The sequence below is a fragment of the Bacillus sp. FSL K6-2944 genome (assembly GCF_038005385.1).
GTDB classification, from domain to species: domain Bacteria; phylum Bacillota; class Bacilli; order Bacillales; family Bacillaceae_G; genus Bacillus_A; species Bacillus_A cereus.
The window spans coordinates 75,264-99,902 of record NZ_JBBOTE010000003.1; the positions used below are offsets into that span (position 1 = coordinate 75,264).

Here is a 24,639-nt window from a genome sequence, read left to right on the forward strand (position 1 = left end):
ACTGAGTATATCAAACAGGGGAGGTGAATCTTATGGTCGATCGAAAAATTATTTTAGATACATATAAAAAAGGACCTGAAGCTGTTATTTCTTTATTTGAAGAAACATTTTCTAAGTTAGAAAAACGTATACAAGAACTAGAAAATGCTTCAAAAAAAAACTCCAAAAATAGTCATAAGCCACCTTCTACAGATGGTTTGGGTAAGCCCGTTACAAAAAGTTTGCGCAAACCGTCTCATCGTCAAACGGGTGGCCAGTTGGGCCACAAGGGACATACTCTTGGTTTGACAGCGACTCCAGATCATACGATTACACATTCTCCTACATATTGTACTTGTTGTCATACTTCCTTGAACCACGAGCCTGTAAAAGGGTATCGCATTCGCCAAGTGTATGACTTACCACCTATTCAGATCGAAGTGACAGAACATAAAGTAGAACAGAAAGAATGCCCACATTGCCATTCTATCCAAGAAGCCCAATTTCCTTCGACAGTATCTCGTCCTGTTCAATATGGTCCAAATATAAAAAGACTGATTCCCTATTTAACGCATTATCAATGCATTTCTTTGAAGCGAACAAAAGAATTCTTTCAGGATTGTTTTGGACATTCTATAAGCGAAGGAACCCTGGTAAATCATACACAGGCTTTCGCTTCTCAATTGCAGCCATTCATAAAAGAAGTAAAGGAAAAGATTCTGCAGTCTCCTGTTGTCCATTTTGATGAAACTGGTATGCGTGTAGAAAACAAAACACAATGGTTACATACTGCCAGTACACCGGAGGTGACATTGCAACATATTCATCAAAAACGTGGAAAAGAAGCAATGGATGCTGGAGAAATCTTGCCATCTTTTTCTGGAATTGCGATGCATGATGGTTGGAAATCGTATGATGCGTATACAGATTGTCGTCACGTTTTATGTAATGCCCATCTCTTACGAGATTTACAAGGAATTATAGATAGTACTGGAGAACAATGGGCACAACAGATGCAGAAATTTCTAACGCAAGCGTTGACGATGAAAAAGCAATCCGAAGGTACCATGCCAAAAGCGACGCAAAAGAATCTGTTTATTATGTATCAATCCATATTGAAAGAACAACAGATTCTTTCCACGAAACAAAAGAAGAAAGGAAAGCAGACGCCTTCTCAAAATTTATGGAATCGCTTCGTCAAGTATTCTGACAGAATTCTAGCGTTTTTAGAACATCCAGCCATTCCATTTGATAACAATCAAGCAGAACGGGATATTCGGATGACGAAAGTAAAACAGAAAGTGTCTGGGACTTTCCGAAGTAAGAAAGGCGCAGAATCTTTTTGTCAGATACGAAGCTTTATGAGTACCATGAAAAAACAAAAACAATCGGTCTTACAAGCGATAAACCAAGTCATAGAAACTAGAACGGTTCCTTGGAATAACACGACTTCATAAGAGAATTTCTCTATTTGGCATAGATTCTTTCTCTGATTGGAGTATTTTCTTTTCATGTTTTCGAATCGGAAACATGTATTTGGCCTGTTTTTTTATTTGAAGAAGCTGAGTAGTTACAATATATAAATGAATTTTGCATAGATAATACCGTTCCACTTGTTCCAAATAAACCTGTTACCGTTCCTGAAACATTAATTTGGAACTTAGAAATCATATTCATTACAATCATCATAATTGTGTAAGAACCACTACATACCGCTAATGTAATATATATATTGGCAGTCGGTAATTTAGCTAACTTTCTTCCCGCTCTAAACATAAAGAACAATGGAATAATAAGCAGTAATAAACCATAATGGAATACGTTATTCACTCTATCAAATTCTGCAAGGCTTTCCTCATTTGCTCCTTTTGAAATCAATATCTCTCTAAGCTCTACGCCATTTACAGAGACGCCTGATATAAATGAAAACGATAGTGTGCTCTCATATGCATTTGATTTCTTACCAATTCTAGTAAATTCCTTACTAAGTGCTGGACTTGATACTTCTAACGGCGCAAAATGAGCCATACTCCATAATTGAGGTGTTAACTCTAATGCTAATAATGTACTTTCAGATTTTAAAGTTGTTATTTCTTTTAATGGTTCAATACCGTCTTCCTTACTTACTAACGCCATAATACAAACCGCTACTGCTGTTACTAAAAGTCCTTTTATCATAGCCGAAACACCGTAATAAACAGACGCTCCATATGGCATTAACTCTTGAAATGCTGCTGCCATATTGTTTTTGCTTGTATGAGCAATAAATCCTAATAAGGTAAATAATGTCCCACATACAAAACCACTCAATAAACTCTTCATCGCTGAATAGCCAACCGTAATCTTACCTGCTTCTGAGAATGGGATTGCAAAAGATTGTGATGCTATAAAACTTATAATGAATAAAAAGACTCCATAAATAATACCAACTGTTGCTGCCATAAAGATTTGATCTTTAATCGTTTTCGCAACATGCTGTTTCCCTAACCAAATTCCTGTACCAGCGAAAATAATAAATGGAATGATTAATAATAATGTAAATGGAGTATGCCAAGATAAAGAAAATATCAATCCACTATCATCGTTAGCTGTAAAACCAAGTAAATGGTAACTTAACATCGTAGAAGTTGCACTCGAATAAAAACTTGGCAACATTTCTAATTCTTTCGCAAATTTGCTAAACATCTCACTTAACATAGAGGCAAATAATAAACTACCAATCCAACCAGCAATTAACATGAGAATACTTGCAACAGCCCCACCAATAAAACCTTTTTGTAAAACGGCTTTATCTGCTTTAAATTCAACTTTAGGAGCACCATCCATTGTAGGCAATTTTACAGTTTGTTCTTTTTTCTTCACAACAGATAAAGAATACCCACACTTTTGACAATATAAATTTTTTTGAGCATTTTCACTGCCACAACCTCTGCAGTATTTTGCAGTATCTTTTTCTAATGTTACTGCATCTATAGCTCCTGCAATCTCCATACTACCTTCATTTGGGCAATAATTTACTTCTTCACCATGTTGTTTTCCACATGTGCGACAATACATTTAATTCACTCCCCACTTTGCTTAATTCCACAAACTGGACAGTAAGTAGAGTTTTTATCGATATGCTCATTACATGAAATACAATTTACCGTTTCACCTTCATTTTCTACTGTTAACATCGGGTTAGGCTTTCCACACGAACCACAAAACTTATCATTTATTGATAAAGGTCCACCACATTCACATGTAGCTTTTTCACCTTGTTGTTTTTGCAATTCAACAATGCGCTTTCTTGCTTGATAAATAGCTACATCAAATTCTTGAACTGGAGCAATCATTTCTTTTAAGCTCGCTTCATTTACTCCACTTCCTCTTAATTGAACATACACTTGCTGTCCAACCTCTAATAGAACCTCTGCTTTTTTCTGCATTTGCACTTGCATTCCCTTTTTCAATTGAGCAATTTCTTGTGCAACTTGCAACTTCATTTTCCCTTGTTCTATTCCTTCTTGTAACTTATTCATTCCACTACCTAACTTCGTCTGTAAATCTGACAAATCATTTCTCCTAATATACATATATATTCATATATGAAATTAACATTTTATATATTACCATGATTTTCAAGTTATGTAATCCAAATTTCATTTTTTCTGTTTTGAGCATTTTTTGTTTATAATGGTAAAGGAAAGAAATATGTGTACGGAGGAATATTATGCTGCAACACTCAATTACGAAAGATGAAATTATGATGATTGCGAATGAGTTCGTTCAAGGACTAGATCCACAGCAAACAGCTGATCAGGAACATGTCGCTACAGCTCGGCACCTATATCGTAGTGGTGTTGTCTATAACGTTGACTTTGATGGTTATACACTATCAGGAACTGTAGATGCGGAAGGCAACGTATATAGCGTTCATATTCCGATTCGTAATGTAGCTGAAAGTTATTGTGATTGCTTCGCACCAACACAATGTGAGCATATGCTCGCTGTATTACTATCTGCAGCGTCTAGTTTCGGGCAAGTAGGAGATGTATTAACTTTATTTAAAAATAATACGAAACCTTCCCTTCCTCCTATTCGAACTGCAAGACAAGTATTGCAATCATCAGCTTTTGAAGAAACGGATTATAAAAGTTGGGAATCGTATTTTGAAAAAGAATATGAATCATTTAAAAAAGAACAAGCTCGCCTTACTTATAAACAAATGTATTTTCTTATGAGTATCTTTACAGATTTCTATACGAAACTTGAGCGCAAAGCTCCGCGCGTAATCGCCATACATGAATTATTCAGGTTACATGCAGCACTTTACTGCTTTCAAAAATTATTAGAAGAAATCCAGGCATTCGAAGCAAACAAAACATATTCTTATCACCAACCTGTTAATGTCGTTCGCCTATTTGTAGACAAAGTGGAATCCATCGTTCGGGACTTACAATCAGAAGCGATTCCTTCAGAGTCTGAAATAATTTTGCAAGAAACAGCTCGTCTCGTTCATGAAGTATTCTTCTCTACCGACGCTTATACGCAAGAGCGATTTTTCATTTATCGCCACATATGGAGTGAACTTTTAAACAATAAAGAGAAAATACAAGAGGAAGAAAAACGAATCGATACGAAAATTAATCCACTATCTAAAGCGTTAGCGTCTTCTCACCTTCTCTTTTTAAATGAAGAAGATCTACTAGCGATGGACTTACTAAAGAAACAACCTGCTTCTGTTGTGAGTCTATACTTCTATTGGTTAGAAGAACTATTAAGTGCCATGCAGTGGGATCGTGCGAAAAACTGGCTTTCCTTTACGTATAAACAAGTAAAGAAAACGATCCAAGATCACGAAAATACGATTTTTATAAAAGATATCGTTCGGCTATTTGTAATCATGTATGAAACATATGCAACACATACAAATGAACAAGCTGGTTTTGAAATGATCTTGCAGGAACTATTACCGTATAGTTTCACAAACTATGAACAGTACGTACTCGCGAAAAAACAGTATCGTACATGGGCAGAGCTTCATCTCTTATATGGGTTTGAAGCAATTGAACTGTTAAAAGAACCACTGAAAGATATTGAAAAAGAAGCGCCAGAAGCAGCACTTCCTCTTTATCATCTTGCTGCTGTAGAAGCAATTGAAGAACGAAATCGTAAATCATATAGACGCGCAGTTCGTTACTTAAAGAAATTACGTACATTATATAAACGATTAAAACGCACCGATGAATGGGATGCTTTCATTATTCACATCGCCAATCTCCATTCACGTCTGCGTGCACTACAAGAGGAATTACGGAAAGGAAAATTAATCGATGATCAATCAAACTGAAGTAACAATTAGGCTCCAGCATGTTAGTCAAGGTTGGTTCCTTTGGGGAGAAGATGACAGCGGTACTCCATTATCCGTAACAAGTTGGAAACGAAATGCATTCACATGGCACTCCACTTCTTTCTACGGTACGTTTCTAAAAGAAGCAACCTTCGAAGGAAAACAAGGTGTGCTGCTAACAAATGCACAAGCCTTTGAATACATTGCAAACAAACCGATGAATTCCTTTGCACATATTCAACTGAACGGCCCTATTACAGCACTTACAAAAGATGCAAATGAATTATGGGATGCCTTTACGAGCGGTAGCTTCGTACCAGATATGGAGCACTGGCCCAAGCAACCATCTTGGAAAGTTCAAAATACGCCAATTGAAGATGACACATTAGCATCTCTTTTCTCAGCAGCAGTTAATGAAAGCATATTACAAGACAATCGCTCAAATGACGGCTGGGAAGATGCTAAAAGACTATATGAACATTACGACTTTACGAAAAGACAATTGGAAACAGCACTACATGAAGAAGATTGGCTTCGAAAAATTGGTTATATTGAAGATGATCTTCCGTTTACAATCGGACTAAGACTGCAAGAACCACAAGAAGAATTTGAAATGTGGAAGCTTGAAACAATCGTGACACCAAAGCGCGGGGCGCATCGCATATATGTATACGAAAACATCGATTCCTTACCGAAAAGATGGCACGATTACGAAGAACGTATTACAGAAACACAAGAAGGTTTTAGTAAGCTCATACCGTGGTTAAAAGAAGGAGATACGTTCCGAAATGAGCTCTTTGAAACAGAAGCGTGGAACTTCTTAACAGAAGCAAGCAATGAATTACTTGCAGCCGGCATTACAATTTTACTACCATCATGGTGGCAAAATTTAAAAGCAACAAAACCGAAATTACGTGTCCAGCTGAAGCAAAATACAGTACAAACACAATCGTTCTTCGGTATGAATACGCTCGTTAATTTTGACTGGCGAATTTCGACGAACGGCATTGATTTATCAGAAAGCGAATTTTTTGAACTCGTTGAACAAAACGAACGTCTATTTAATATAAACGGTCAATGGATGCGACTAGATCCAGCCTTTATCGAAGAAGTAAGGAAACTCATGAACCGTGCCGATAAATACGGACTAGAGATGAAAGATGTCCTGCAGCAACATTTATCAAATACGGCTGAAACAGAAATTGTAGAAGATGATAGTCCGTTTACTGATATTGAAATCGAACTAGATGGATATTATGAGGAACTATTCCAAAAGCTACTTCATATTGGAGATATTCCAAAAGTAGATGTCCCTGCTTCACTAAACGCAACACTTCGTCCGTATCAACAACACGGCATTGAATGGTTGTTATATTTACGAAAGCTTGGATTTGGAGCATTGCTAGCTGACGATATGGGACTCGGGAAAAGTATTCAAACAATCTCTTACTTACTATATATAAAAGAAAACAATCTCAAAACAGGCCCTGCATTAATTGTAGCGCCGACATCTGTTCTTGGAAATTGGCAAAAAGAATTTGAGCGTTTCGCACCGAATTTACGTGTTCAATTACATTACGGAAGTAATAGAGATAAGGGCAATTCATTTGAAGATTTCCTTCAATCGGCAGATGTTGTATTAACATCTTATGCATTGGCTCAACTCGATGAGGAAGAACTAACTTCATTATGCTGGGATGCTGTTATTTTGGATGAAGCACAAAATATTAAGAACCCACATACGAAACAGTCGAAAGCAGTACGAAACTTACAAGCAAATCACAAAATCGCTTTAACTGGTACGCCGATGGAAAATCGCCTCGCTGAACTTTGGTCCATTTTCGACTTTATTAATCATGGATATCTCGGAAGCTTAGGGCAATTCCAACGTCGCTTCGTCACACCGATTGAAAAAGATCGTGATGAAGGAAAAATTCAGCAAGTTCAACGGTTTATCTCACCATTTTTACTGCGCCGAACGAAGAAAGATCAAACAGTCGCATTAAATTTACCAGATAAACAAGAACAAAAAGCTTACTGTCCTCTTACTGGTGAACAAGCTTCCTTATATGAACAACTTGTTCAAGATACACTGCAAAATGTCGAAGGATTAAGTGGAATTGAAAGACGCGGCTTTATATTACTTATGCTGAACAAGCTAAAACAAATTTGTAATCATCCAGCTCTTTATTTAAAAGAAGAAGAGCCACAAAATGTCGTTGAACGCTCTATGAAAACAAAAACGTTAATGGAGCTCATCGAAAATATAAAAGATCAAAATGAAAGTTGCCTAATCTTCACTCAATACATCGGCATGGGGAACATGCTAAAACGTGTGCTAGAAGAAAAATTCGGCCAGCGTGTTCTCTTCTTAAACGGTAGTGTACCGAAAAAAGATCGCGACAAGATGATTGAGGAGTTCCAAAACGGAACGTATGACATTTTTATCTTATCCTTAAAAGCTGGCGGAACAGGATTAAACTTAACCGCTGCCAACCATGTCATTCACTACGATCGTTGGTGGAACCCAGCTGTGGAAAATCAAGCAACAGACCGCGCATATCGTATTGGTCAAAAACGATTTGTTCATGTTCACAAACTCATTACAACAGGAACATTAGAAGAAAAAATTGATGAAATGCTAGAAAGAAAACAATCTCTAAACAATGCGGTCATCACAAGCGATAGCTGGATGACTGAACTATCAACAGACGAACTAAAAGAATTACTTGGTGTATAAAGTGAAACTTTAATCAGTGGAGGTTTTACTCCCCGCAAAAAAAAGCGCTAATCTCATTTGAGATTAGCGCTTTTTTCTATTCCAAAACCAATTACTTATTATAATTCCCGTTAATCCGCCGCACGTATCAAGCAATGAATCTTGCCACATTGGTGTACGGTCTCCCGTATACCATTGGTGAATTTCATCAAATGTTGCATAACCCGCAACGAAAAGAAGGGCATATATAAAACATCTTTTCCTCGAATGACCTGATCGATGAAAAGCGTAATAAATCAATGAACCTAGCATAAAGAACACCATAAAATGAGCACCTTTACGAAGGAAAAACTCAATAAATCCGCCTACACCTTTATTCGCAATACTAACAGGGGTTCCTCCACCATAATCAATAGATACCCATGAAAAATGCTCTTTCACAAATTCAACATTTACATATTGTTCAATATCTGAACGCATATCCTGCTTTTTATATGGTTGTGCCGAAGAATAGAAAATCAGCCCCATCCATAGTAATACAGGAATCCAAAATAACCATTTACGATTCATTATCCAGAATTCTCCTCTCTTAATCTTTTAAGGGTACCAAAAAAAAGAAAAAATTTCACGCCAAAACATGACATTTGTACCCTATTTATAAAGTGAAAGGAGGTGATACACATGGCAATTGAAACAATCGTAATGGATTTAACTTTACGTCTTGTCTTAAATAACGGATTAGATAAGAACGGCAAAACAGTTTTCAAGAGCAAACAATTTAAACGTGTTAAAACAAATGCGAGCTTAGATCAAGTACACAACGTAGCTCATGCTCTAGCTTCCTTACAAGCATCATCACTTCACGCTGTACAACTTGTAAGCACATCAGATCTTTCTAAACTATAAAGTAAAACTCGGATCAGTGGGGATTTTAATCATCCCCGCTGATTATTAGACCGCAATTTAACCGGCAGACCCAAATCCCATAAATAGCTTGATAAATACAAAGGAGGGAATAACAACATGCAAGTACTAGAGTTGATTTTCGCAAAAGAAGATGGAAAAACAGTCGTTTTTTCTATCGATACGCCCATCACACCAATCGATGCACAAGTCGTAAATCAAGTAATGGATACAATCCTCGCCTCATCTGTATTTTCATCCATTGATGAAAATACACGAAAAAAGGGAGCTCGCCTTGTAGAAAAAAATGTATCTGAAGTTCCAATTACTCTATAAAATGAAAAAGACGAATCTGCATCATTTTGCAGATTCGTCTTTTTTCTTCGGCATTTCAATCGGAATAAAAATCTTTGAGAAACCGACGCATACGTACTTATAATGTTCTTCACCTATATCAAACTCAGTCGTATATGTTGAGAAGAATATATAATCATTTCGCTTCGTATAATGATCAATTAATAACCCAACTTGTGGCTCAACATACTTTTTCGCTAACTTTTTACCGGCCGATGCCAAGTCGCCAAGGAGACCCTCTTCATTCTCTTTTTGAACTTCATCTAGCTTCTTACTCACATCATTACGCTTCATAAACTGCTTCGCTGCCCATTCTGTATATTCGCCCTTACTCGGATTACTGTTTGCTAAATATACTAGGAGAACGACAACTAAAGCCATAATAATATACTTTTTCTTCATACTATATCACCGCCTACTCTTTTCTATTTTCATATATATGTACAAGCGATGCAAATTAGAAAGACTATCACCTATTGATTGTAAACGAATAGCCAAAATTTACAATATGAAATAGAATATTAACGGTAAATTTACTTAATTTATATATAATTATATTCGGAATGAAAATTATAAGGGAGGATATAGAATTATGGATAATGAAAACAACATTTTTATTTCTAGTTCTACAATGATGCTTGAACCATGTAAACACCCTTATTACCGCACAAAAATTATCGACAGTAGCGGGAACCATCTTTACTCCTGTCAAACTGCTCTCCAACTTATACAGAAATCTTGTCTAACAAATATTCATTCTACTTATCAAGGGAGACGTAATGCCGTAAAAACAAAATTTAAATTCAAACAAAACGTTCCAATTCCGATCAATCATAGAGAATATATTTGTGCTTTCCCAACAGAATCTCCTGCTTCTCCAAATTGCATTTGGCTTTTCTTCAAACATGTTCATACAATAGAGTTTTTCAAAAAAGCTAAACAAGCTAAAATTCATTTTTCAAATGGAGCTACCGTAACGATACAAATTAGTCCCCATAAGTTAAGCCAGCAATTATGGAAAGCTGGATATGTATTATCCCAAATGAACATGCAAGATTCATCACCTTAATAACAAATAGAATGGAAGGTAGTATTTCCTTACCTTCCATTCTATTTTCTATTTTTATCCTTTTACACTATCTCGCATTTTCTCGAGTGCTTGCCGATACATCCATCTTACTTGATAATATGTCATTTCCGTCTCTAAAGCGATTTCTCCCATCGTCTTCCCTACAAAAAAACGTTCAAAAATAATATACTTCTCCTTCTCATCTAACACGCTCATAAAATCCTTCACTCTTATTTCAACGTCCTCAAAATGAAAGATATCCTCATACTCTCCTACACATACACATCTCTCCTGCACTGCGAACTCTTTCTTCAATCTCTCTAATATATAACCTCGCACCGTGACAACTGCATATGCAGGGAAATACCCCTTCTTTTCATCAAATCTTTCATACGCATGCCAAAGACCGATTAAACCACATTGATAATACTCTTCATAATCTTTACGAATACCTAATTTCTTTATTTGATTTACAATCATCCCTTCATACAAAACAACTGCCTCTTTAAAAGTCGCTGGCTTCACACAGTACCCGTTTCTAAAAGGTATACCTTTCTAGTATTCCGCGGTACCTTCACAATATAAAAATAAAGAAAAGATTTCACTGTGAGTAATTTCAAATACTACCGACGGAATTTGAAATTACACTAGATAGTATTTGAAATTTTGTTGGTGGTATTTGAAATAGGGGTAAAAATAAAAAAGGTGACTCCTTTAAAGAGTCACCTTTTTAAAATAATATGTTATGCACCAAAGCCGCTTACTAAACCTCTTACAACGCCGAATGCAATTGTTAGGATAAAGAAGATTACAATTAAAATCGTAGCTTGTTTCTTACTTAAACCAGCTACAATGTGTAAGCCTAGTCCTGTTAGAATGAGGCTCCAAATATTAAAAATTTCAATTGAAGAGGCAATTCCATGTGCTACTGTCCCTTGTTCAAATAAAGGAGCTAAACTTGTATAAACATCAGTGCCATTTCCATCAAAAATAAAGCCTAATCCTGCATTTAACAATCCGCCGATATAATAAACAAGATTAGCATATAAGTAAATCGATAATATTTTCATGTATGGTGTATCATTGCTCATAAACATCATAATAATTTTATAAAAACCTGCCGCAATAAAGAGACCTATAGGTGTTCCTAATAGACCAACAAGTGCGCCTCCACCAAGGGTAAATCCTTTTACCATTGCCCCTGTTTCACCATTTAATTCTTTTGCCAATTCTGGAGTACTAATTAATGTTAAGTAAGACACTGCTGTTGCTATAATCGTTCCTAATATAACAAATAAGACAAATGCCCCCCAAACCGGACTTTTCGTCTTCATTCTCTCAAACTGCTCACCTGGAGAAGTAATCATTCCTAATAATGATGGCTTCTTCGCGCCTACATCTTGCGTATTAATATTTGCTTCCATTATAACGCCTCCTTCTATTTATATAACCCGTTCTAACGGGCGGTTCACTTCCTCATATAGAGGCTACGAACCGCCCACTAGAACGGTAATGTGTAGTTCTACTACACTATTAATTACTCATAACGCAATGCTTCAATTGGATCTAATTTCGCAGCTTTATTTGCTGGAATTAATCCGAAAATAATACCGAGTGTCATCGAGAACAGTACGCCTCCAACGACAACTTCCCATGAAACGAGTGGCGGCCATTTTGCGAATGTAGAAACGATATATGCTCCGCCATACCCAAGACCAATTCCGATTAAACCACCTAGAAGTGTTAACATAACGGCTTCAATTAAAAACTGTAATAAAATTTTACTACGTGTTGCTCCAAGCGCTTTACGTATCCCAATTTCGCGCGTACGCTCCGTTACAGATACGAGCATGATATTCATAACACCAATACCACCAACGACTAATGAAATACCAGCGATACCACCGATAATCATCGTCATGATGCTAGTTACTTTAGAAACATTTTCTTGGAGTTCTTTTAAATTCACCAGTTCATATTTACCTGGGATTTCACTTGGCTTACGACTATTTAATACATCAACAGCTCGTTTCCCTGCTGCTTCTAAATTGTCTACATTTTTAGCTTGAATTGCGATATTTTGAATATCATCTGTCCCGTATAAAACAGGCCATAACGTAAGAGGAATTAACGCTTCTTCCATTTCAAATCCCATAAATTCATTATCTGATGTATACACACCAATAATTTGCATTGGCTGTCCCTTCATCTCAATAATTTGTCCAACTGGGTTTACGTCCTTAAATAACGTTTCCTCTGTTTTTGTGCTAATCATCACAACGTTATTCGCGTGAGAAATATCTGATTCATTTAAGGAGCGGCCCTTTACAACCTTTACTTTATTAACCGCAAAATATTCATTATCAAGTCCAATAACATTCAGCCTTGCTTTTTTATCATTTACATCAAGTGTCTCTGTTGTCGAATTTGTTGTAATAACGTGTGAAACATCTTTCACTTGTTTTACTTCCAAAATATCCTCTTCCGTTAACTTCGGTATTTCAAATCCACCTATAGCAAATTCATCATTAATATCTGCTTTAAATTGAATTGGCATAAGGTTATTACCACCAGAACCTGCGAATTTCGATTTCAACATCGCTTCCCCGCCTTGCCCAATTGCAACGACAGTAATAATCGAACCTACCCCGATAATAATACCGAGCATCGTAAGAGCTGAACGTAGTTTATGAGCTAAAATAGAAGATAAGGCAATTTTTATACTATCTAGTAAACTCATACCGCACACCTTCTATCTTCTGTAACTTTCCCGTCTCGCAGTACAATGCGGCGGGAAGAATACGCTGCTACTTCCTCTTCATGCGTAACCATAACAATCGTCGTACCTTCTGCATTAAGCTTCGTGAAAATATCCATAACTTGCTCACCAGACTTCGTATCAAGTGCACCAGTCGGTTCATCGGCCATAATGAACGTTGGATTATTCGCAATCGCTCTTGCAATCGCTACACGCTGCTTCTGTCCACCTGATAACTCATTTGGTAAATGATGCACGCGATCTGCCAATCCAACTTTACCTAACGCCTCCAAAGCACGCTTGCGACGCTCCGCTTTCTTCACGCCACCATATACGAGCGGAAGCTCAACATTTTCCACTGCCGAAAGACGCGGAAGCAAATTAAAGTGCTGGAATACAAAGCCAATATATTCATTACGAATTAAAGCAAGCTTTGACTCGTCTGCTGTTAAGATATTCACATCGTTCAGCATATATTCGCCTTCTGTTGGACGATCTAAACAACCGATAATATTCATAAGCGTTGATTTACCAGAACCAGACGGTCCCATAATCGAAACGAACTCACCGCTCTGAATTGTTAAACTAATACCATGCAAAATCGGCACTGCCAATTTTCCTTGATAATACGTTTTAGCAATATGATTTAACGTAATCATTTCTCTTTCACTTCCATTCCGTCATACACATCGTCGGAAGGATTTTTAACCACCTTTTGCCCCACTGTTACGCCTTCTACAACCTCTGTCCAATCTCCATCAGTAGAACCTTTTTTCACATTTTGTTTACGAAGCTTCCCTTTATCCTCAACATAAACAAATGCATCATCGCCTTTTGCTACAATGCTCTTACTTGGGACAGCAATCATCTTCTTATTCTCTAAGTTTACTTGCAATGAAACATGATAACCTGGAGATAAACCATCTTGACTATCAAGACTTGCTTTATATGTATACTGAGACATATTTTGAGTTGCTTCACCCATGCCGCCAGCTTGCGCCATCTCTGCACTTGTTGGGAACTCACTTACCTCTGTAATCTTACCTGTCCACTTCTTCTTATTATTTGCTTTTGCAGTTACAGTGAATGTTTGATCTTTTTGGATTTGTGACTTTTGAAGCTCAGTTAACGTACCTTGAACTTGGAATGGATCTTTAGAAGCTACTTGTAAAAACGCTTTTCCTTGACCACCTAACGCTTGAGATGAACTTTGTGCCGCATCTTTATCTAACTTTTGAACAACACCAGCAAAATTGCTATAAATCGTAAGTTCTTTCTGCTTCTTACTTAACTCTTCTTTCTGCAACTTTCCTTTTTCTTTCTCAAGGTCAATTGTTTTTTGTCCTATCTCTAACTCGTTTACTTGCTCTTCCATCGGATCTGTTACTTCTTTCCCAGCTCCGTTATCTTTCGCCTTCTTAATTTCTTTCTTTAACGAATCAATCTTCTTTTTTCCTTGATCATAACGCATATCCGCCATCTTCTGATCAAGCTCAGCTTGCTTCATTTGAAGGTTAATCTCTTCATTATCATAAGAGAATAACTTCGTGCCTTTCTCTACCTCTTGCCCTTCTTTTACCTCAATATCTTTCACTTTCCCTTTGGCCGGATCTGCATAGAAGCTTTCAATATTACCAGGCTTCACCTGACCAGAAATTAACTTCGTATTATTCAGCTTACGCTCTGTCACTTTCTCAAAACTTACAGCATCAGCATTTGTTGATGCACCCTTCTTCTTACCTTGCATAACAAAAATATTAATTGCCGCTACAATAACAATTAGTGCAATAACCCCAATAATAATCCATTTCTTCTTCTTGTTTGGAGTACGAACCGTATTTGGTAACATATTACCGCTCCTTTTTTATAACTTAATAGTTTAATATAAAAATTGTATAAAACTTTCTGAAAATAAACTGTATATTATTACAATCTTTTTACAAAGTTTTACACATCCATTTATATTGTAACAAAAATTCCAATGATTAGAAATATGACATTATATCTTTTAAGATAGATTTAAGGAAAGGAAAAAGGATAATTTAAATTGAATTTTCAAGTACTTTTTATATGAATGTAAGCCATCTTTTATTAATAAACTTCTTACCAAGATAAATTATTAAAATCATTTTCCTAATTGTACTACTATCATTTTTGTCATATATATTTGACATTTCATTTATTCAATTATAAAATGTCACATATAAATGACATTTTGGTACACGAGGTCTACAACCATAAATGGGAGGGTTATATTTGAATAACGTTAAACAATATCGAAAATCTGAAGGGCTATCGCAGCTAGAGTTAGCTAAAAAAGTTAACGTGGCGAGACAGACAATAAATTTAATTGAAAATAATAAATATAACCCTTCTTTAGCCTTATGTATCGAATTAGCAAAAGCACTAAAAACAGATTTAAACAGTCTATTTTGGGAGGGAGATTAAATGATGAAAATTGAATGGAAAGAAAGAGTTTATAATAGTTTTGTTGGAACACTGAGTGAGAGAGATGAATATCAAAAACAAGAAATCAATAAAGAATTATCTGTAGCTGGAATTGGTTTATGGTGGCTAAATATGTTGGTAATGCTTATTATGTTACTTGTCGATACTATGAACCACACAATATCTATAGGAACAATATTCATTTTTCTATCTAATATGATTTATGCTAATTATTTAGTCTTTAAATTCAAGAAAAAAGGTTTAAGTGATACTGAATGTGCAACAAAAGAAGAATATTTACAACACAAGAAAAAATTAAGAAAAGCTGGCTTAAAAGCAGGTGTGCTTTGGGGCTTTCAAATGTTTGTTTTTATGAATTATATCCTTCCCTATGTAGGTTCAGAAGAAATCTCTATTTCTTTATTTGATGTTATGCTTTGGGGCTGCGCCGGCGGATTTTTCGGTACAACCATGTATCTATTTGGTTTATGGAATCTAAAAAAATTATATTAAGTAACAAAAGTCTTTTACATATTAAACTGCAATTTTACATACTGTTTGTTTTTTCTAATATAAAAGCTATCCAATCACAATTGGATAGCTTTTCAAACAAAATATTACGCCGCTTTAGGATCTTTTCTCTCATGTCCACGTTGAACAATAAATAAGAAGATTGTTGATAAAACCGCTCCTGTTAATAGTAAGATGAAACAACCATCCCAGCCAGAACTATCAACAATAACACCAATTGCTGCGTTAGCTACAAGACTTCCGCCTACATAACCGAATAGACCACACATACCAACTGTCGTACCTACTGCAAATTTCGGTACTAATTCCATCGCACTTAAACCGATTAAGAACTGTGGTACATAAATTAAACAACCGATAATAGAAACTGCAATACTTACAACAAGTACGCTAGTTGCTTGCCAATATATAAACGTACCAATAACAACTCCAACCATACTAATAATACATAATGGCATACGTTTTCCTTTAAATAATTTATCACTTAAAAAACCAACGATTAATGAACTTGGAATTGCCATACCTTCAAAGATTGCATATGCCGCATGCGCTTCTGCTTTTGAAAATCCTTTAACTGTCGTTAAATAAAGTGGAACCCAGTTAATAACACCGAAACGAATTAAATAAACAAAAGCATTCGCAATACATAAGAACCATACAAATTTATTTTTCACTACATACTTCATTAAAATTTCTTTTGGTGACATCTTGTTAGCATTATCTGCTTTTTCAAGATTTTCATAGTCATTACGATACTCATCAATTGGAGGAAGACCTTCAGATTCTGGTGTATCCTTCGCATTGATCCAAACAAGTACTGCAATTACCATTGCGATAATCGCAGGGAAAATAAACACGCCGCCTTGCCAATGATTTTCACCGAAAATACCTACACCAATTCCGACAAGTGGTGGCACAAGCATTCCACCAACGTTATGTGAAATATTCCAAAGACCTGTTTTCGTACCACGTTCTTTCTTCGAGAACCATTTCGTCATAACAATACTACAAGGTGGTGCTCCCATACCTTGTACAATACCGTTAACAACAAGTAATGTAACAATCATCCCAAATGATGATGCAAAGCCGAAACAAATATTTACAAGCCCTGATAAGAATAAACCGACTGCGATAAAGCGCTGGGCGAAAGCTTTATCTGATAAATTCCCCATAAAGAACTTACTAAATCCATAAACAATTGCCATTACTGAACCTAGTAGACCAATTTCAGCTGTACTAAAACCATATTCTTGTACTAAATACGTACTTGATAACGTAAAGTTACTACGAACTAAATAATAAGCAGCATATCCAACTGAAATCCCGATTAACACACGAATACGTAGTAATCGATATACACGGTCGATCATATCCGCTGGCAATCTTTCAATTGCAGGTGCTGGCTTGAGCCATTTAAACATATATTTCCGTCTCCTTTTCTCACTTCAGAGAGAGACGCTGTCTATTCCATATCTCGATTATTCCGCTATTTGATATATTTTGGTTTGTTCTTCTAACCGGCTGTCCTTCTATTTCTTTCTCATTCTTCGCAAACATCGTTGGTACGCCAAACGACACTTTTTCTAAAATATGCCCCGCTTCTTCTGATAAACAATAATCAATAAATAAATCCGCAATAATACCACTCGGTGCACGTTTTAGTTTCGAAATCGCATTAACAGATAACCCTGTTTGCTCAGGTTCGTTACTTAAAATCGGAAAGCCTTGTTTTTGAAGCATTTTCTGATCTCCCATAAAGTTGATGCCTATCATATATTCACCGCTCGCAACAAGTTCTGCTGGAATGTAACCATTCACTGTTACTTCTCCAACTTGTTCTGCCAGATTCTTCACATATTCCTTCGCTTCCTCTTCACCTAACGTATCAATAAGTGATTGGAAAAACGTATATGCTGTACCTGAAACATTTGGATCGGGCATGACAATCTTTCCCTTATATACTGGATTCAATAAATCTTTCCATCTTAACGGATACGAGAGACCGAGCGGCGCTATTTCCTCGTTCCACCGCTCTTTATTAATCGCAATTGCCAGCTTCTCCACTTCATAACCGTACCAATAACCATCTTTATCTTTAACAGTTTTTGAAATACGATTTGCATGTTGGCTTATCACAGGAATAGAAAGATTTTTTTGCTTCATCATTTGATGCGCATCTACTGTACCGCCAATAATAATATCCGCCTTCGGATTTCCAGCTTCTTCTTCCACTCTACGAAGAAGTTCTTCTGTTGAAAGACGAATAAATTCATACGTACATCCGCGCGGCTTACAAAATGATGAAAGTAACGCTTCACCAACTTCCTCACGAGCCGCCACATACGCAACAATATGACGATCATCCAAAATAGGGAGACCATTTTTACTATATTTAATAGAGGTTGTATCTCGAGAGCAACTAGACATCGCTCCTCCAATTACTAGCAAAAAGAAGAAAAAGGCTATCTTTCTCATGACGCATTCTCCTTTACGAATAACTCTGCTAGAGAGCTTTTCATATACATGACATTTCCGTTATTATCACCGAGATATTGCACAACAAAGTACGATGGATACACAGAAATCGTAAGAATATCTTCACGATCATTCTTTACACGCTTACCTGTTTTATAAGCTGTAATATAAGCAATCGGTTCATTCTGCGATTGTAATAACTTCTGAATTTCTCCGTAATCTGTAATTTGCTTTGCGTATCGAATAGAATCAAGTATGTGCGTAAGATTGATAGTACGTACCACATCACCTTGACGTACTATGACATCCTTTGCTGAAGCAAAGAAATCACTAATACGCTCTGGTGTGTAATACAGGCTTAATAAATACGTTTGAAGTGCTGAAATCATCGGATCCATGCCATTCTTTCCGTATACATTTTCCCCATACTGGAACAAGTCACCTACTGCAAAAGTACGCTTATGTCCATTCAAGTACGTTACTTCTCCAGTAAATACTTGTTCTTGGCTCTTAACGTCCCCAGGCTCTATTCGAATTCGGTCAAAGAATGAAACAATCGTATGCAAACGAACTTCATCCGTTACAACAATTTCTCCCCACTTTTCATGTCTTACTTTCACTTCAATTGGAAGAGATTCATTCACCCTTTGTAAAACGGCTTGTTTATCATTTACAATGTTAATTCGATTATAGATTTGCTTCTCCATAACATAAAACAAAACAAGAGAAACAATCATACAAATGACAAACATAAGAATTTGAAATGATAGCCTTTTCATTTCTGCCTACCTCCAAGATAAAAAAACGTTGTTTCGAAAATACCGCATAATTGTTTCATAATACCGCATAATTGTTTCATAAATGTATCATTTAACCGCTTTCAAGTTTTTTATGTCTTCCATCCTTCTCGGAAGCAAAAATGTAATGAATATTGTAGTACCTATTTCTTCACTACTCTCAATCCGCATGCTTCCGCCCTGCTTATTCATAATCTCCTGACAAATATACAAACCATAACCATTCCCGTAACTAGAAGGAAGTGCCTTTCCTTTCGGAGATTCATTCCACTCTGCAAGCACCACTTCATCTATACCGATCCCATCATCATGAACAAAAACCTTCGCCTCATGCTCATTTACAATTATATTCATACGAATGTGAGAAGCATCACTATACTTAATTGCATTATCAAGCACATTTAAGAAAATTTGCTTCGTCTTATCAAAATCCGCAACAACATGTACATCTGTTAACTCATTTATCACTTCAATTTCAAACTGATTTAGACGAGGCTTCACAATTGAAACTGCTTCCTCTGCCAATGCCTTTATGTTCACAACTGTAGGAGACACTTCAAACGTACTCGTTCCATATTTCGAGGACTTAAGCAATTCCTCTACAAGTGATAATAAACGCTCACTTTCCACAGCCACATAACGAAGACTTTCCTGTACATCTTCTTTCGATTGTAACTTCGGAATTAAATCAACAGAACCGATAATTGCCGTTAGCGGTGTTTTTAGCTCATGCGTAATGCGGTCTAGGAAATCTTTCTGCTTCTCCTTCTCCTCCTGCAATTGCTTAATATGCAGTTCAATTCCATCGGCCATCGCGTTAAAAGATGCTGAAAGCTGAGCGATTTCTACGTACTCATTTAACTCAATCTTACTCTTATAATCACCATTCGCGAGCCTCTGTGCCATTTGTCTCAACTGATCAATCGGTTTATGAAGAGACTTCGCCAAACGAATCGCAAAGAAAATACCGGTAGCTACTAAACAAAGGGACGTCATTAAGAACGTCCAGCTCACATTTGTTAAAACTTCCTTCTCACCCGTTAACTCATTTATAAAACGAATACTTCCAATGACATCGTTTCCATAATACACCGGGCTTGAAAACAAAAGAATGGGAGCGGGATCCGCCTCTTCGAAAACATAAGACTTCTTCCCCTTCAAAGAACTCTCAATGTCGATGTTACGGTGAAGCAATGCTCCTTTTTGTGTATCTGCAACAACATCGCCATTCTTCCCGATCATCTGCACACGGACATCCATACGCTTCGCTAAATACGACGCAATTAAAAGTGAATTCGGACCAAGCGTATCCACTTCTGCTTCCTTCTCTAAATAATTCATCGTATAAATTTGTGCTTCTACACTTAACTTTTCTAAAGAATCTGCTGCATTATGATACATATTCTTTTCTAACGTAATATAAACAACTGCATATAAAAGAACAAAAATCGGAATTAACAGCCCAACTATTCCAAACACCATATTTCGCTTTAAAGACATACCATCACCACTTAACAATCCAGTTTATAGCCAACGCCATAAATTGTCTTAATATATTCTCCGCTCGTCCCAAGCTTCTTGCGAAGTCTCTGCACCATAATATCAACTGCTCTCGTATTTCCGATATACTCAAACCCCCATACTTTCTCAAGCAACTCATCCCTCATAAACACACGCTGCGGATTTGAAACAAACAACTGACATAAATTAAACTCTCGGTACGTTAACTGAATCTCTTGTCCACTCACATGTACCTTTCTTTCCTTAGGACAAATCACTATCTCTCCAGCCTCAATTACTTCATGACTTACAGCGACCTCCGTCTTCTTTACACGCCGCGCCATATTCTTAACCCGAAGAATAAGCTCCGCATAATTAAACGGCTTCGTCACATAATCATCAGCACCAAGCTGCAAGCCAAGCAACTTATCATTCATCTGACTCTTTGCCGTTAACATAAGCACCGGAATATCCCTATCCCTCTCACGGAACAAACGAAGCAACTCATACCCATCCGTATCCGGAAGCATAACATCCAAAATCAATACATCCGGCCCTTCATTCCATCGCTCCAAAGCTTCTCTCCCATCAGCCGCTGCCAATACTTCATAACCTTCCATCTCCAACTGCATCCGAATTAAATTACGAATACTCGATTCATCATCAACCACAAGTATTTTCATTATTTTCCTCCTTCCATCATGTATTATAGTACAGTTTAGTATAGCAAAAATCGTACAAAAAAAGAGAGGGTATTGTCGAACATATTTTGTCGACGATACCCTCTCTTATACAAGTCATAGCTTATATCCTATCTTGCAGCATACAACCTATTAAATAAATCAACTTTATCATAAAAGAAGGATTCGGCACATAACCAAATCCTTCCACAATTTATTATAAACGATTCATAATGTCTTCTTTAATAGTAAGTAACTTTTGTTCACTATTTTGTAAAGAACTATCTTTTACACCAAAGTAAAACTTAATCTTCGGCTCAGTTCCAGATGGACGTAGGCAGAACCATGAACCATCCTCTAATTGATATTTTAACACATTTGATTTCGGTAAGTGAATCTCTTCTTTATGTCCATCTTGTAAAGATGTAACGATGCTTGCTTTATAGTCTTCCACTGCTACGACTGTTAAGCCTGCTACTTCTTTCGGCGGATTCTCACGGAACGTTGCCATCATCTCTTGGATTTTTTCAGCTCCATCTTTTCCTTTTAACGTTAACGATACAAGGTCTTCACGGAAGAAACCGTACTTCTCAAATACTTCTAATAGACCGTCATATAACGTTTTCCCTTGTGATTTGTAGTATGCAGCTACTTCACATGCAAATAGGACAGATTGTACTGCATCTTTATCACGGCAGAATGGGCGGATTAAATAACCATAGCTTTCCTCATAACCGAATTGGAATTCATATTGTCCGCTTTCTTCATACTGCCTAATTTTCTCACCGATAAATTTAAATCCAGTTAACGTATCAACTGTATCTAAACCGTATGCTTTCGCAATTGTACGGCCAATCTCAGACGTTACGATTGTTTTTAATACGACACCGTTCTCCGGAAGCGTTCCGTTTTCTTTCTTTTGAGATAGTAAGTAATCAAGCATTAATGCACCTGTTTGGTTTCCTGTTAATACTTGGAACTCACCATTATGATTACGCACTGCTACACCAAGGCGGTCTGCGTCAGGATCAGTTGCGATTAATACATCTGCGCCTACCTTTTCACCGTCACGAATGGCATACTCAAACGCTGCGTGCTCTTCTGGGTTCGGTGATTTTACTGTAGAGAAGTTTGGATCTGGTAACTCTTGCTCTTTTACAACTGTCACATCTGTAAATCCAACTTCTTTTAAACCACGGCGTACAGAAATATTTGATGTTCCGTGTAATGGTGTAAAGACGATTTTTAAGTCTTTGCCGACCTTTTGCACCATTTCTTTATTAATGATGACATTGTTCAATTCTGCAGCATATGCATCATCTACTTCTTGTCCAATAATATGTAATAAACCGTCAGCTTTTAATTGCTCTACATCAGCGACTTCAACTGTTAATTCATCTTCTACTGCATTTACGTAGCTAATTAACTCATCTGCTTCTTTTGGAGGTAACTGTCCACCATCTTCACCGTATACTTTGTATCCGTTATATTCAGGTGGATTATGGCTTGCCGTAAGAACGATTCCACTTACTGTATGTAAATGACGAACTGCGAAAGAAAGTACTGGCGTTGGACGTAAGCTTTCAAACACATATGTTGTGATACCGCGTGCCCCAAGTGTAGCAGCAACTTCCATTGCGAACTCAGGTGATTTATGACGAGAATCATAGGCTACAACAACACCGCGTTTTTTCGCTTCCTCACCTAATTTTTCAATAAAGCTTGCTAATCCTTTTGTTGCTTTACGAACTGTATATACGTTTAAACGGTTCGTACCAGCACCAAGTTCACCACGCATACCACCTGTGCCAAACTCTAGATTTTTATAAAAGCTATCCTCGATTTTCTTCTCATCTTGCTTCATATTTTCTAGCTGTTCTTTTAATTCTGCATCTAATTGTGCGTAAGAAAGCCAGCGACTAAATTCTTGTTTCCAATCCATTCTATTATCCTCCAATTTCAAATTTAAAAGGTATGCCATAGAACACATACCTTTTAAACTAGTAAATTAATTTCTTATATTTTAATTTTAAATCCTTATTTCTCATACCCATGGGGTTTCTTCTGGTGCCAATTCCAAGCATGTTCAATAATTGTTTTTACATTTACATACTTAGGGTCCCATCCTAACTTCTCTTTCGCTTTTTGAGAAGAAGCAACTAAACGCGCTGGGTCGCCTGCACGGCGAGGTGCTACTTCAGCTGGAACCTCATGATTTGTAACTTCACGAACTGCATCAACGATTTCTTTTACACTGAAACCATTACCATTTCCTAAGTTATAAAAATCGCTCTCTCCGCCACCTTGTAGATCTTTAAGCCCTAGGAAATGAGCCGCTACTAAATCTTCAACATGAATATAATCACGGATACAAGTACCGTCTGGTGTATTATAATCATCACCAAACATCATAATCTTCTCACGTTGGCCTAACGCCACTTGCAACACAAGAGGAATTAAATGCGTCTCTGGGCGATGATCTTCTCCAATAATACCACTTGGAGTTGCACCAGCCACATTAAAGTATCTAAAGATCTTATAACGTAAATTTGAAGCTTGGCTATACCAATGAAGCATCTTCTCGATTGCTAACTTCGTCTCTCCATACGTATTCGTTGGATTCGTCATCGTTTCTTCAGTAATAAGATCAACATCTACCTCACCATACGTTGCCGCAGTTGAAGAGAAAATAAACTTATCTACCTTAAACTCATCCATTACCTCTAATAAACAAAGTGCACCATACACATTATTATTATAATATTGAAGGGGCTGCTCCATACTAACTCCAACTAAAGAATCTGCTGCAAAGTGCATAACCGCCTCAATATTTTCTTGTTTAAAAACATCCCTTAAAAAGGATTTATCACGAAGGTCGCCATTATAAAACTTCGCGCCTTCCGTAATTGCATCTTCATGACCAGTTTGTAAGTTATCTACTACTACTACAGATAAGCCTTCGTCTACTAATTTTTTCACAGCGTGAGAACCGATGTAGCCAGCTCCGCCACAGATTAGGATTGAGTTCATTGTTTTCCTCCTACTATTTTCAAATCTCTTAATTATAAAAGGAAAAGGTATACGAGAACTCGTA

The 24,639-nt window shown here is 36.8% G+C and carries 24 protein-coding genes; 8 read left to right on the forward strand and 16 right to left on the reverse strand.

Features of this window, described 5'->3' with window-relative positions; genetic code table 11:
* Positions 1–32 precede the first annotated feature (32 nt).
* Positions 33–1,436 (forward strand): IS66 family transposase, encoded by a 1,404-nt coding sequence (tnpC, locus tag MHH55_RS26900; RefSeq protein ID WP_100910632.1) that lies wholly within the window; start codon positions 33–35, stop codon positions 1,434–1,436.
* Positions 1,437–1,488: 52 nt separating this feature from the next.
* On the opposite strand, the gene MHH55_RS26905 is transcribed toward tnpC, so the two are convergent.
* Positions 1,489–3,036, reverse strand: coding sequence for a zinc ribbon domain-containing protein (locus tag MHH55_RS26905; protein WP_340881754.1), 1,548 nt, complete (start codon positions 3,034–3,036; stop codon positions 1,489–1,491).
* A 5-nt stretch (positions 3,037–3,041) separates the two neighbouring features.
* The gene (locus MHH55_RS26910; RefSeq protein WP_001281754.1) at positions 3,042–3,533 is read right to left on the reverse strand and encodes a zinc ribbon domain-containing protein; all 492 of its coding nucleotides are present in this window, start codon (positions 3,531–3,533) and stop codon (positions 3,042–3,044) included.
* A gap of 158 nt (positions 3,534–3,691) precedes the next feature.
* On the opposite strand from MHH55_RS26910, the gene MHH55_RS26915 reads away from it, so the two are divergent.
* Positions 3,692–5,311: an SWIM zinc finger family protein gene (locus MHH55_RS26915; RefSeq protein ID WP_000939139.1), complete on the forward strand. Its 1,620-nt coding sequence runs from the start codon at positions 3,692–3,694 to the stop codon at positions 5,309–5,311.
* Positions 5,295–8,051, forward strand: a complete 2,757-nt coding sequence (locus tag MHH55_RS26920) for a DEAD/DEAH box helicase (protein WP_078187122.1) — start codon at positions 5,295–5,297, stop codon at positions 8,049–8,051. The genes MHH55_RS26915 and MHH55_RS26920 overlap by 17 nt, the downstream gene beginning before the upstream one ends.
* A gap of 63 nt (positions 8,052–8,114) precedes the next feature.
* On the opposite strand, the gene MHH55_RS26925 is transcribed toward MHH55_RS26920, so the two are convergent.
* The gene (locus MHH55_RS26925) at positions 8,115–8,600 is read right to left on the reverse strand and encodes a VanZ family protein (RefSeq protein WP_001080707.1); all 486 of its coding nucleotides are present in this window, start codon (positions 8,598–8,600) and stop codon (positions 8,115–8,117) included.
* A 111-nt stretch (positions 8,601–8,711) separates the two neighbouring features.
* Here MHH55_RS26925 and MHH55_RS26930 point away from each other — a divergent pair, with 111 nt between their 5' ends.
* Both MHH55_RS26930 and MHH55_RS26935 read left to right on the forward strand, forming a co-directional pair.
* Entirely contained in the window at positions 8,712–8,936 is a 225-nt protein-coding gene (locus MHH55_RS26930; protein ID WP_063549091.1) for a DUF1659 domain-containing protein, read from the forward strand.
* 117 nt (positions 8,937–9,053) lie between these two features.
* Entirely contained in the window at positions 9,054–9,269 is a 216-nt protein-coding gene (locus tag MHH55_RS26935) for a DUF2922 domain-containing protein (protein ID WP_001197593.1), read from the forward strand.
* A gap of 21 nt (positions 9,270–9,290) precedes the next feature.
* Here the strand turns inward: MHH55_RS26935 and MHH55_RS26940 are convergent, their stop codons facing one another.
* Complete coding sequence (locus MHH55_RS26940; protein WP_000731405.1) at positions 9,291–9,689, reverse strand: DUF4359 domain-containing protein; 399 nt, start codon at positions 9,687–9,689, stop codon at positions 9,291–9,293.
* Positions 9,690–9,879: 190 nt separating this feature from the next.
* Between MHH55_RS26940 and MHH55_RS26945 the strand changes: the two genes are divergently transcribed.
* Complete coding sequence (locus MHH55_RS26945; protein ID WP_000368309.1) at positions 9,880–10,356, forward strand: competence protein ComK; 477 nt, start codon at positions 9,880–9,882, stop codon at positions 10,354–10,356.
* Between the two features lie 54 nt (positions 10,357–10,410).
* On the opposite strand, the gene MHH55_RS26950 is transcribed toward MHH55_RS26945, so the two are convergent.
* The 5 genes from MHH55_RS26950 to MHH55_RS26970 all read right to left on the reverse strand — a co-directional run bounded on the left by MHH55_RS26950 (position 10,411) and on the right by MHH55_RS26970 (position 14,963).
* Entirely contained in the window at positions 10,411–10,881 is a 471-nt protein-coding gene (locus MHH55_RS26950; RefSeq protein WP_002025078.1) for a sigma-70 family RNA polymerase sigma factor, read from the reverse strand.
* A gap of 218 nt (positions 10,882–11,099) precedes the next feature.
* Complete coding sequence (locus MHH55_RS26955) at positions 11,100–11,780, reverse strand: Yip1 family protein (RefSeq protein ID WP_000387925.1); 681 nt, start codon at positions 11,778–11,780, stop codon at positions 11,100–11,102.
* 113 nt (positions 11,781–11,893) lie between these two features.
* Positions 11,894–13,096, reverse strand: coding sequence for an ABC transporter permease (locus MHH55_RS26960; RefSeq protein ID WP_000054354.1), 1,203 nt, complete (start codon positions 13,094–13,096; stop codon positions 11,894–11,896).
* Entirely contained in the window at positions 13,093–13,773 is a 681-nt protein-coding gene (locus MHH55_RS26965) for an ABC transporter ATP-binding protein (RefSeq protein WP_000631603.1), read from the reverse strand. Before MHH55_RS26965 ends, MHH55_RS26960 begins: the two co-directional genes overlap by 4 nt.
* Positions 13,770–14,963: an efflux RND transporter periplasmic adaptor subunit gene (locus MHH55_RS26970; protein ID WP_063538122.1), complete on the reverse strand. Its 1,194-nt coding sequence runs from the start codon at positions 14,961–14,963 to the stop codon at positions 13,770–13,772. Before MHH55_RS26970 ends, MHH55_RS26965 begins: the two co-directional genes overlap by 4 nt.
* Before the next feature lie 407 nt (positions 14,964–15,370).
* Between MHH55_RS26970 and MHH55_RS26975 the strand changes: the two genes are divergently transcribed.
* Together MHH55_RS26975 and MHH55_RS26980 are read left to right on the forward strand one after the other, a co-directional pair.
* Positions 15,371–15,562 carry a helix-turn-helix transcriptional regulator gene (locus MHH55_RS26975; RefSeq protein ID WP_001067016.1) on the forward strand — a complete coding sequence of 64 codons (192 nt, stop codon included), beginning with the start codon at positions 15,371–15,373 and terminating at the stop codon, positions 15,560–15,562.
* Complete coding sequence (locus MHH55_RS26980) at positions 15,563–16,075, forward strand: DUF3278 domain-containing protein (protein ID WP_000975596.1); 513 nt, start codon at positions 15,563–15,565, stop codon at positions 16,073–16,075. It abuts the gene before it with no gap.
* Positions 16,076–16,179: 104 nt separating this feature from the next.
* Here the strand turns inward: MHH55_RS26980 and MHH55_RS26985 are convergent, their stop codons facing one another.
* The 7 genes from MHH55_RS26985 to galE all read right to left on the reverse strand — a co-directional run bounded on the left by MHH55_RS26985 (position 16,180) and on the right by galE (position 24,575).
* Positions 16,180–17,514, reverse strand: coding sequence for an MFS transporter (locus MHH55_RS26985; protein ID WP_000477601.1), 1,335 nt, complete (start codon positions 17,512–17,514; stop codon positions 16,180–16,182).
* A 19-nt stretch (positions 17,515–17,533) separates the two neighbouring features.
* Positions 17,534–18,568 carry an ABC transporter substrate-binding protein gene (locus tag MHH55_RS26990; RefSeq protein WP_074553769.1) on the reverse strand — a complete coding sequence of 345 codons (1,035 nt, stop codon included), beginning with the start codon at positions 18,566–18,568 and terminating at the stop codon, positions 17,534–17,536.
* Positions 18,565–19,347 carry a DUF3919 family protein gene (locus MHH55_RS26995; RefSeq protein ID WP_078187121.1) on the reverse strand — a complete coding sequence of 261 codons (783 nt, stop codon included), beginning with the start codon at positions 19,345–19,347 and terminating at the stop codon, positions 18,565–18,567. The genes MHH55_RS26990 and MHH55_RS26995 overlap by 4 nt, the downstream gene beginning before the upstream one ends.
* Positions 19,348–19,434: 87 nt before the next feature.
* Positions 19,435–20,865 (reverse strand): HAMP domain-containing sensor histidine kinase, encoded by a 1,431-nt coding sequence (locus MHH55_RS27000; RefSeq protein WP_078187120.1) that lies wholly within the window; start codon positions 20,863–20,865, stop codon positions 19,435–19,437.
* 11 nt (positions 20,866–20,876) lie between these two features.
* Positions 20,877–21,548: a response regulator transcription factor gene (locus tag MHH55_RS27005; RefSeq protein ID WP_000699557.1), complete on the reverse strand. Its 672-nt coding sequence runs from the start codon at positions 21,546–21,548 to the stop codon at positions 20,877–20,879.
* Between the two features lie 214 nt (positions 21,549–21,762).
* Complete coding sequence (locus MHH55_RS27010) at positions 21,763–23,487, reverse strand: phospho-sugar mutase (RefSeq protein WP_340881761.1); 1,725 nt, start codon at positions 23,485–23,487, stop codon at positions 21,763–21,765.
* A 95-nt stretch (positions 23,488–23,582) separates the two neighbouring features.
* A complete protein-coding gene (gene galE, locus MHH55_RS27015; RefSeq protein WP_050292812.1) occupies positions 23,583–24,575 on the reverse strand; it encodes a UDP-glucose 4-epimerase GalE in 993 nt (330 codons plus the stop codon).
* Positions 24,576–24,639: the final 64 nt, after the last annotated feature.

Bases quoted from the DNA above. Each gene is read 5' to 3' on its own strand.
- tnpC (WP_100910632.1), top strand. From the start codon at position 33: ATGGTCGATCGAAAAATTATTTTAGATACATATAAAAAAGGACCTGAA.
- MHH55_RS26905 (WP_340881754.1), bottom strand. From the start codon at position 3,036: ATGTATTGTCGCACATGTGGAAAACAACATGGTGAAGAAGTAAATTAT.
- MHH55_RS26915 (WP_000939139.1), top strand. From the start codon at position 3,692: ATGCTGCAACACTCAATTACGAAAGATGAAATTATGATGATTGCGAAT.
- MHH55_RS26920 (WP_078187122.1), top strand. From the start codon at position 5,295: ATGATCAATCAAACTGAAGTAACAATTAGGCTCCAGCATGTTAGTCAA.
- MHH55_RS26925 (WP_001080707.1), bottom strand. From the start codon at position 8,600: ATGAATCGTAAATGGTTATTTTGGATTCCTGTATTACTATGGATGGGG.
- MHH55_RS26930 (WP_063549091.1), top strand. From the start codon at position 8,712: ATGGCAATTGAAACAATCGTAATGGATTTAACTTTACGTCTTGTCTTA.
- MHH55_RS26935 (WP_001197593.1), top strand. From the start codon at position 9,054: ATGCAAGTACTAGAGTTGATTTTCGCAAAAGAAGATGGAAAAACAGTC.
- MHH55_RS26940 (WP_000731405.1), bottom strand. From the start codon at position 9,689: ATGAAGAAAAAGTATATTATTATGGCTTTAGTTGTCGTTCTCCTAGTA.
- MHH55_RS26945 (WP_000368309.1), top strand. From the start codon at position 9,880: ATGGATAATGAAAACAACATTTTTATTTCTAGTTCTACAATGATGCTT.
- MHH55_RS26955 (WP_000387925.1), bottom strand. From the start codon at position 11,780: ATGGAAGCAAATATTAATACGCAAGATGTAGGCGCGAAGAAGCCATCA.
- MHH55_RS26960 (WP_000054354.1), bottom strand. From the start codon at position 13,096: ATGAGTTTACTAGATAGTATAAAAATTGCCTTATCTTCTATTTTAGCT.
- MHH55_RS26965 (WP_000631603.1), bottom strand. From the start codon at position 13,773: ATGATTACGTTAAATCATATTGCTAAAACGTATTATCAAGGAAAATTG.
- MHH55_RS26970 (WP_063538122.1), bottom strand. From the start codon at position 14,963: ATGTTACCAAATACGGTTCGTACTCCAAACAAGAAGAAGAAATGGATT.
- MHH55_RS26980 (WP_000975596.1), top strand. From the start codon at position 15,563: ATGATGAAAATTGAATGGAAAGAAAGAGTTTATAATAGTTTTGTTGGA.
- MHH55_RS26985 (WP_000477601.1), bottom strand. From the start codon at position 17,514: ATGTTTAAATGGCTCAAGCCAGCACCTGCAATTGAAAGATTGCCAGCG.
- MHH55_RS26990 (WP_074553769.1), bottom strand. From the start codon at position 18,568: ATGAGAAAGATAGCCTTTTTCTTCTTTTTGCTAGTAATTGGAGGAGCG.
- MHH55_RS26995 (WP_078187121.1), bottom strand. From the start codon at position 19,347: ATGAAAAGGCTATCATTTCAAATTCTTATGTTTGTCATTTGTATGATT.
- MHH55_RS27000 (WP_078187120.1), bottom strand. From the start codon at position 20,865: ATGTCTTTAAAGCGAAATATGGTGTTTGGAATAGTTGGGCTGTTAATT.
- MHH55_RS27005 (WP_000699557.1), bottom strand. From the start codon at position 21,548: ATGAAAATACTTGTGGTTGATGATGAATCGAGTATTCGTAATTTAATT.
- MHH55_RS27010 (WP_340881761.1), bottom strand. From the start codon at position 23,487: ATGGATTGGAAACAAGAATTTAGTCGCTGGCTTTCTTACGCACAATTA.
- galE (WP_050292812.1), bottom strand. From the start codon at position 24,575: ATGAACTCAATCCTAATCTGTGGCGGAGCTGGCTACATCGGTTCTCAC.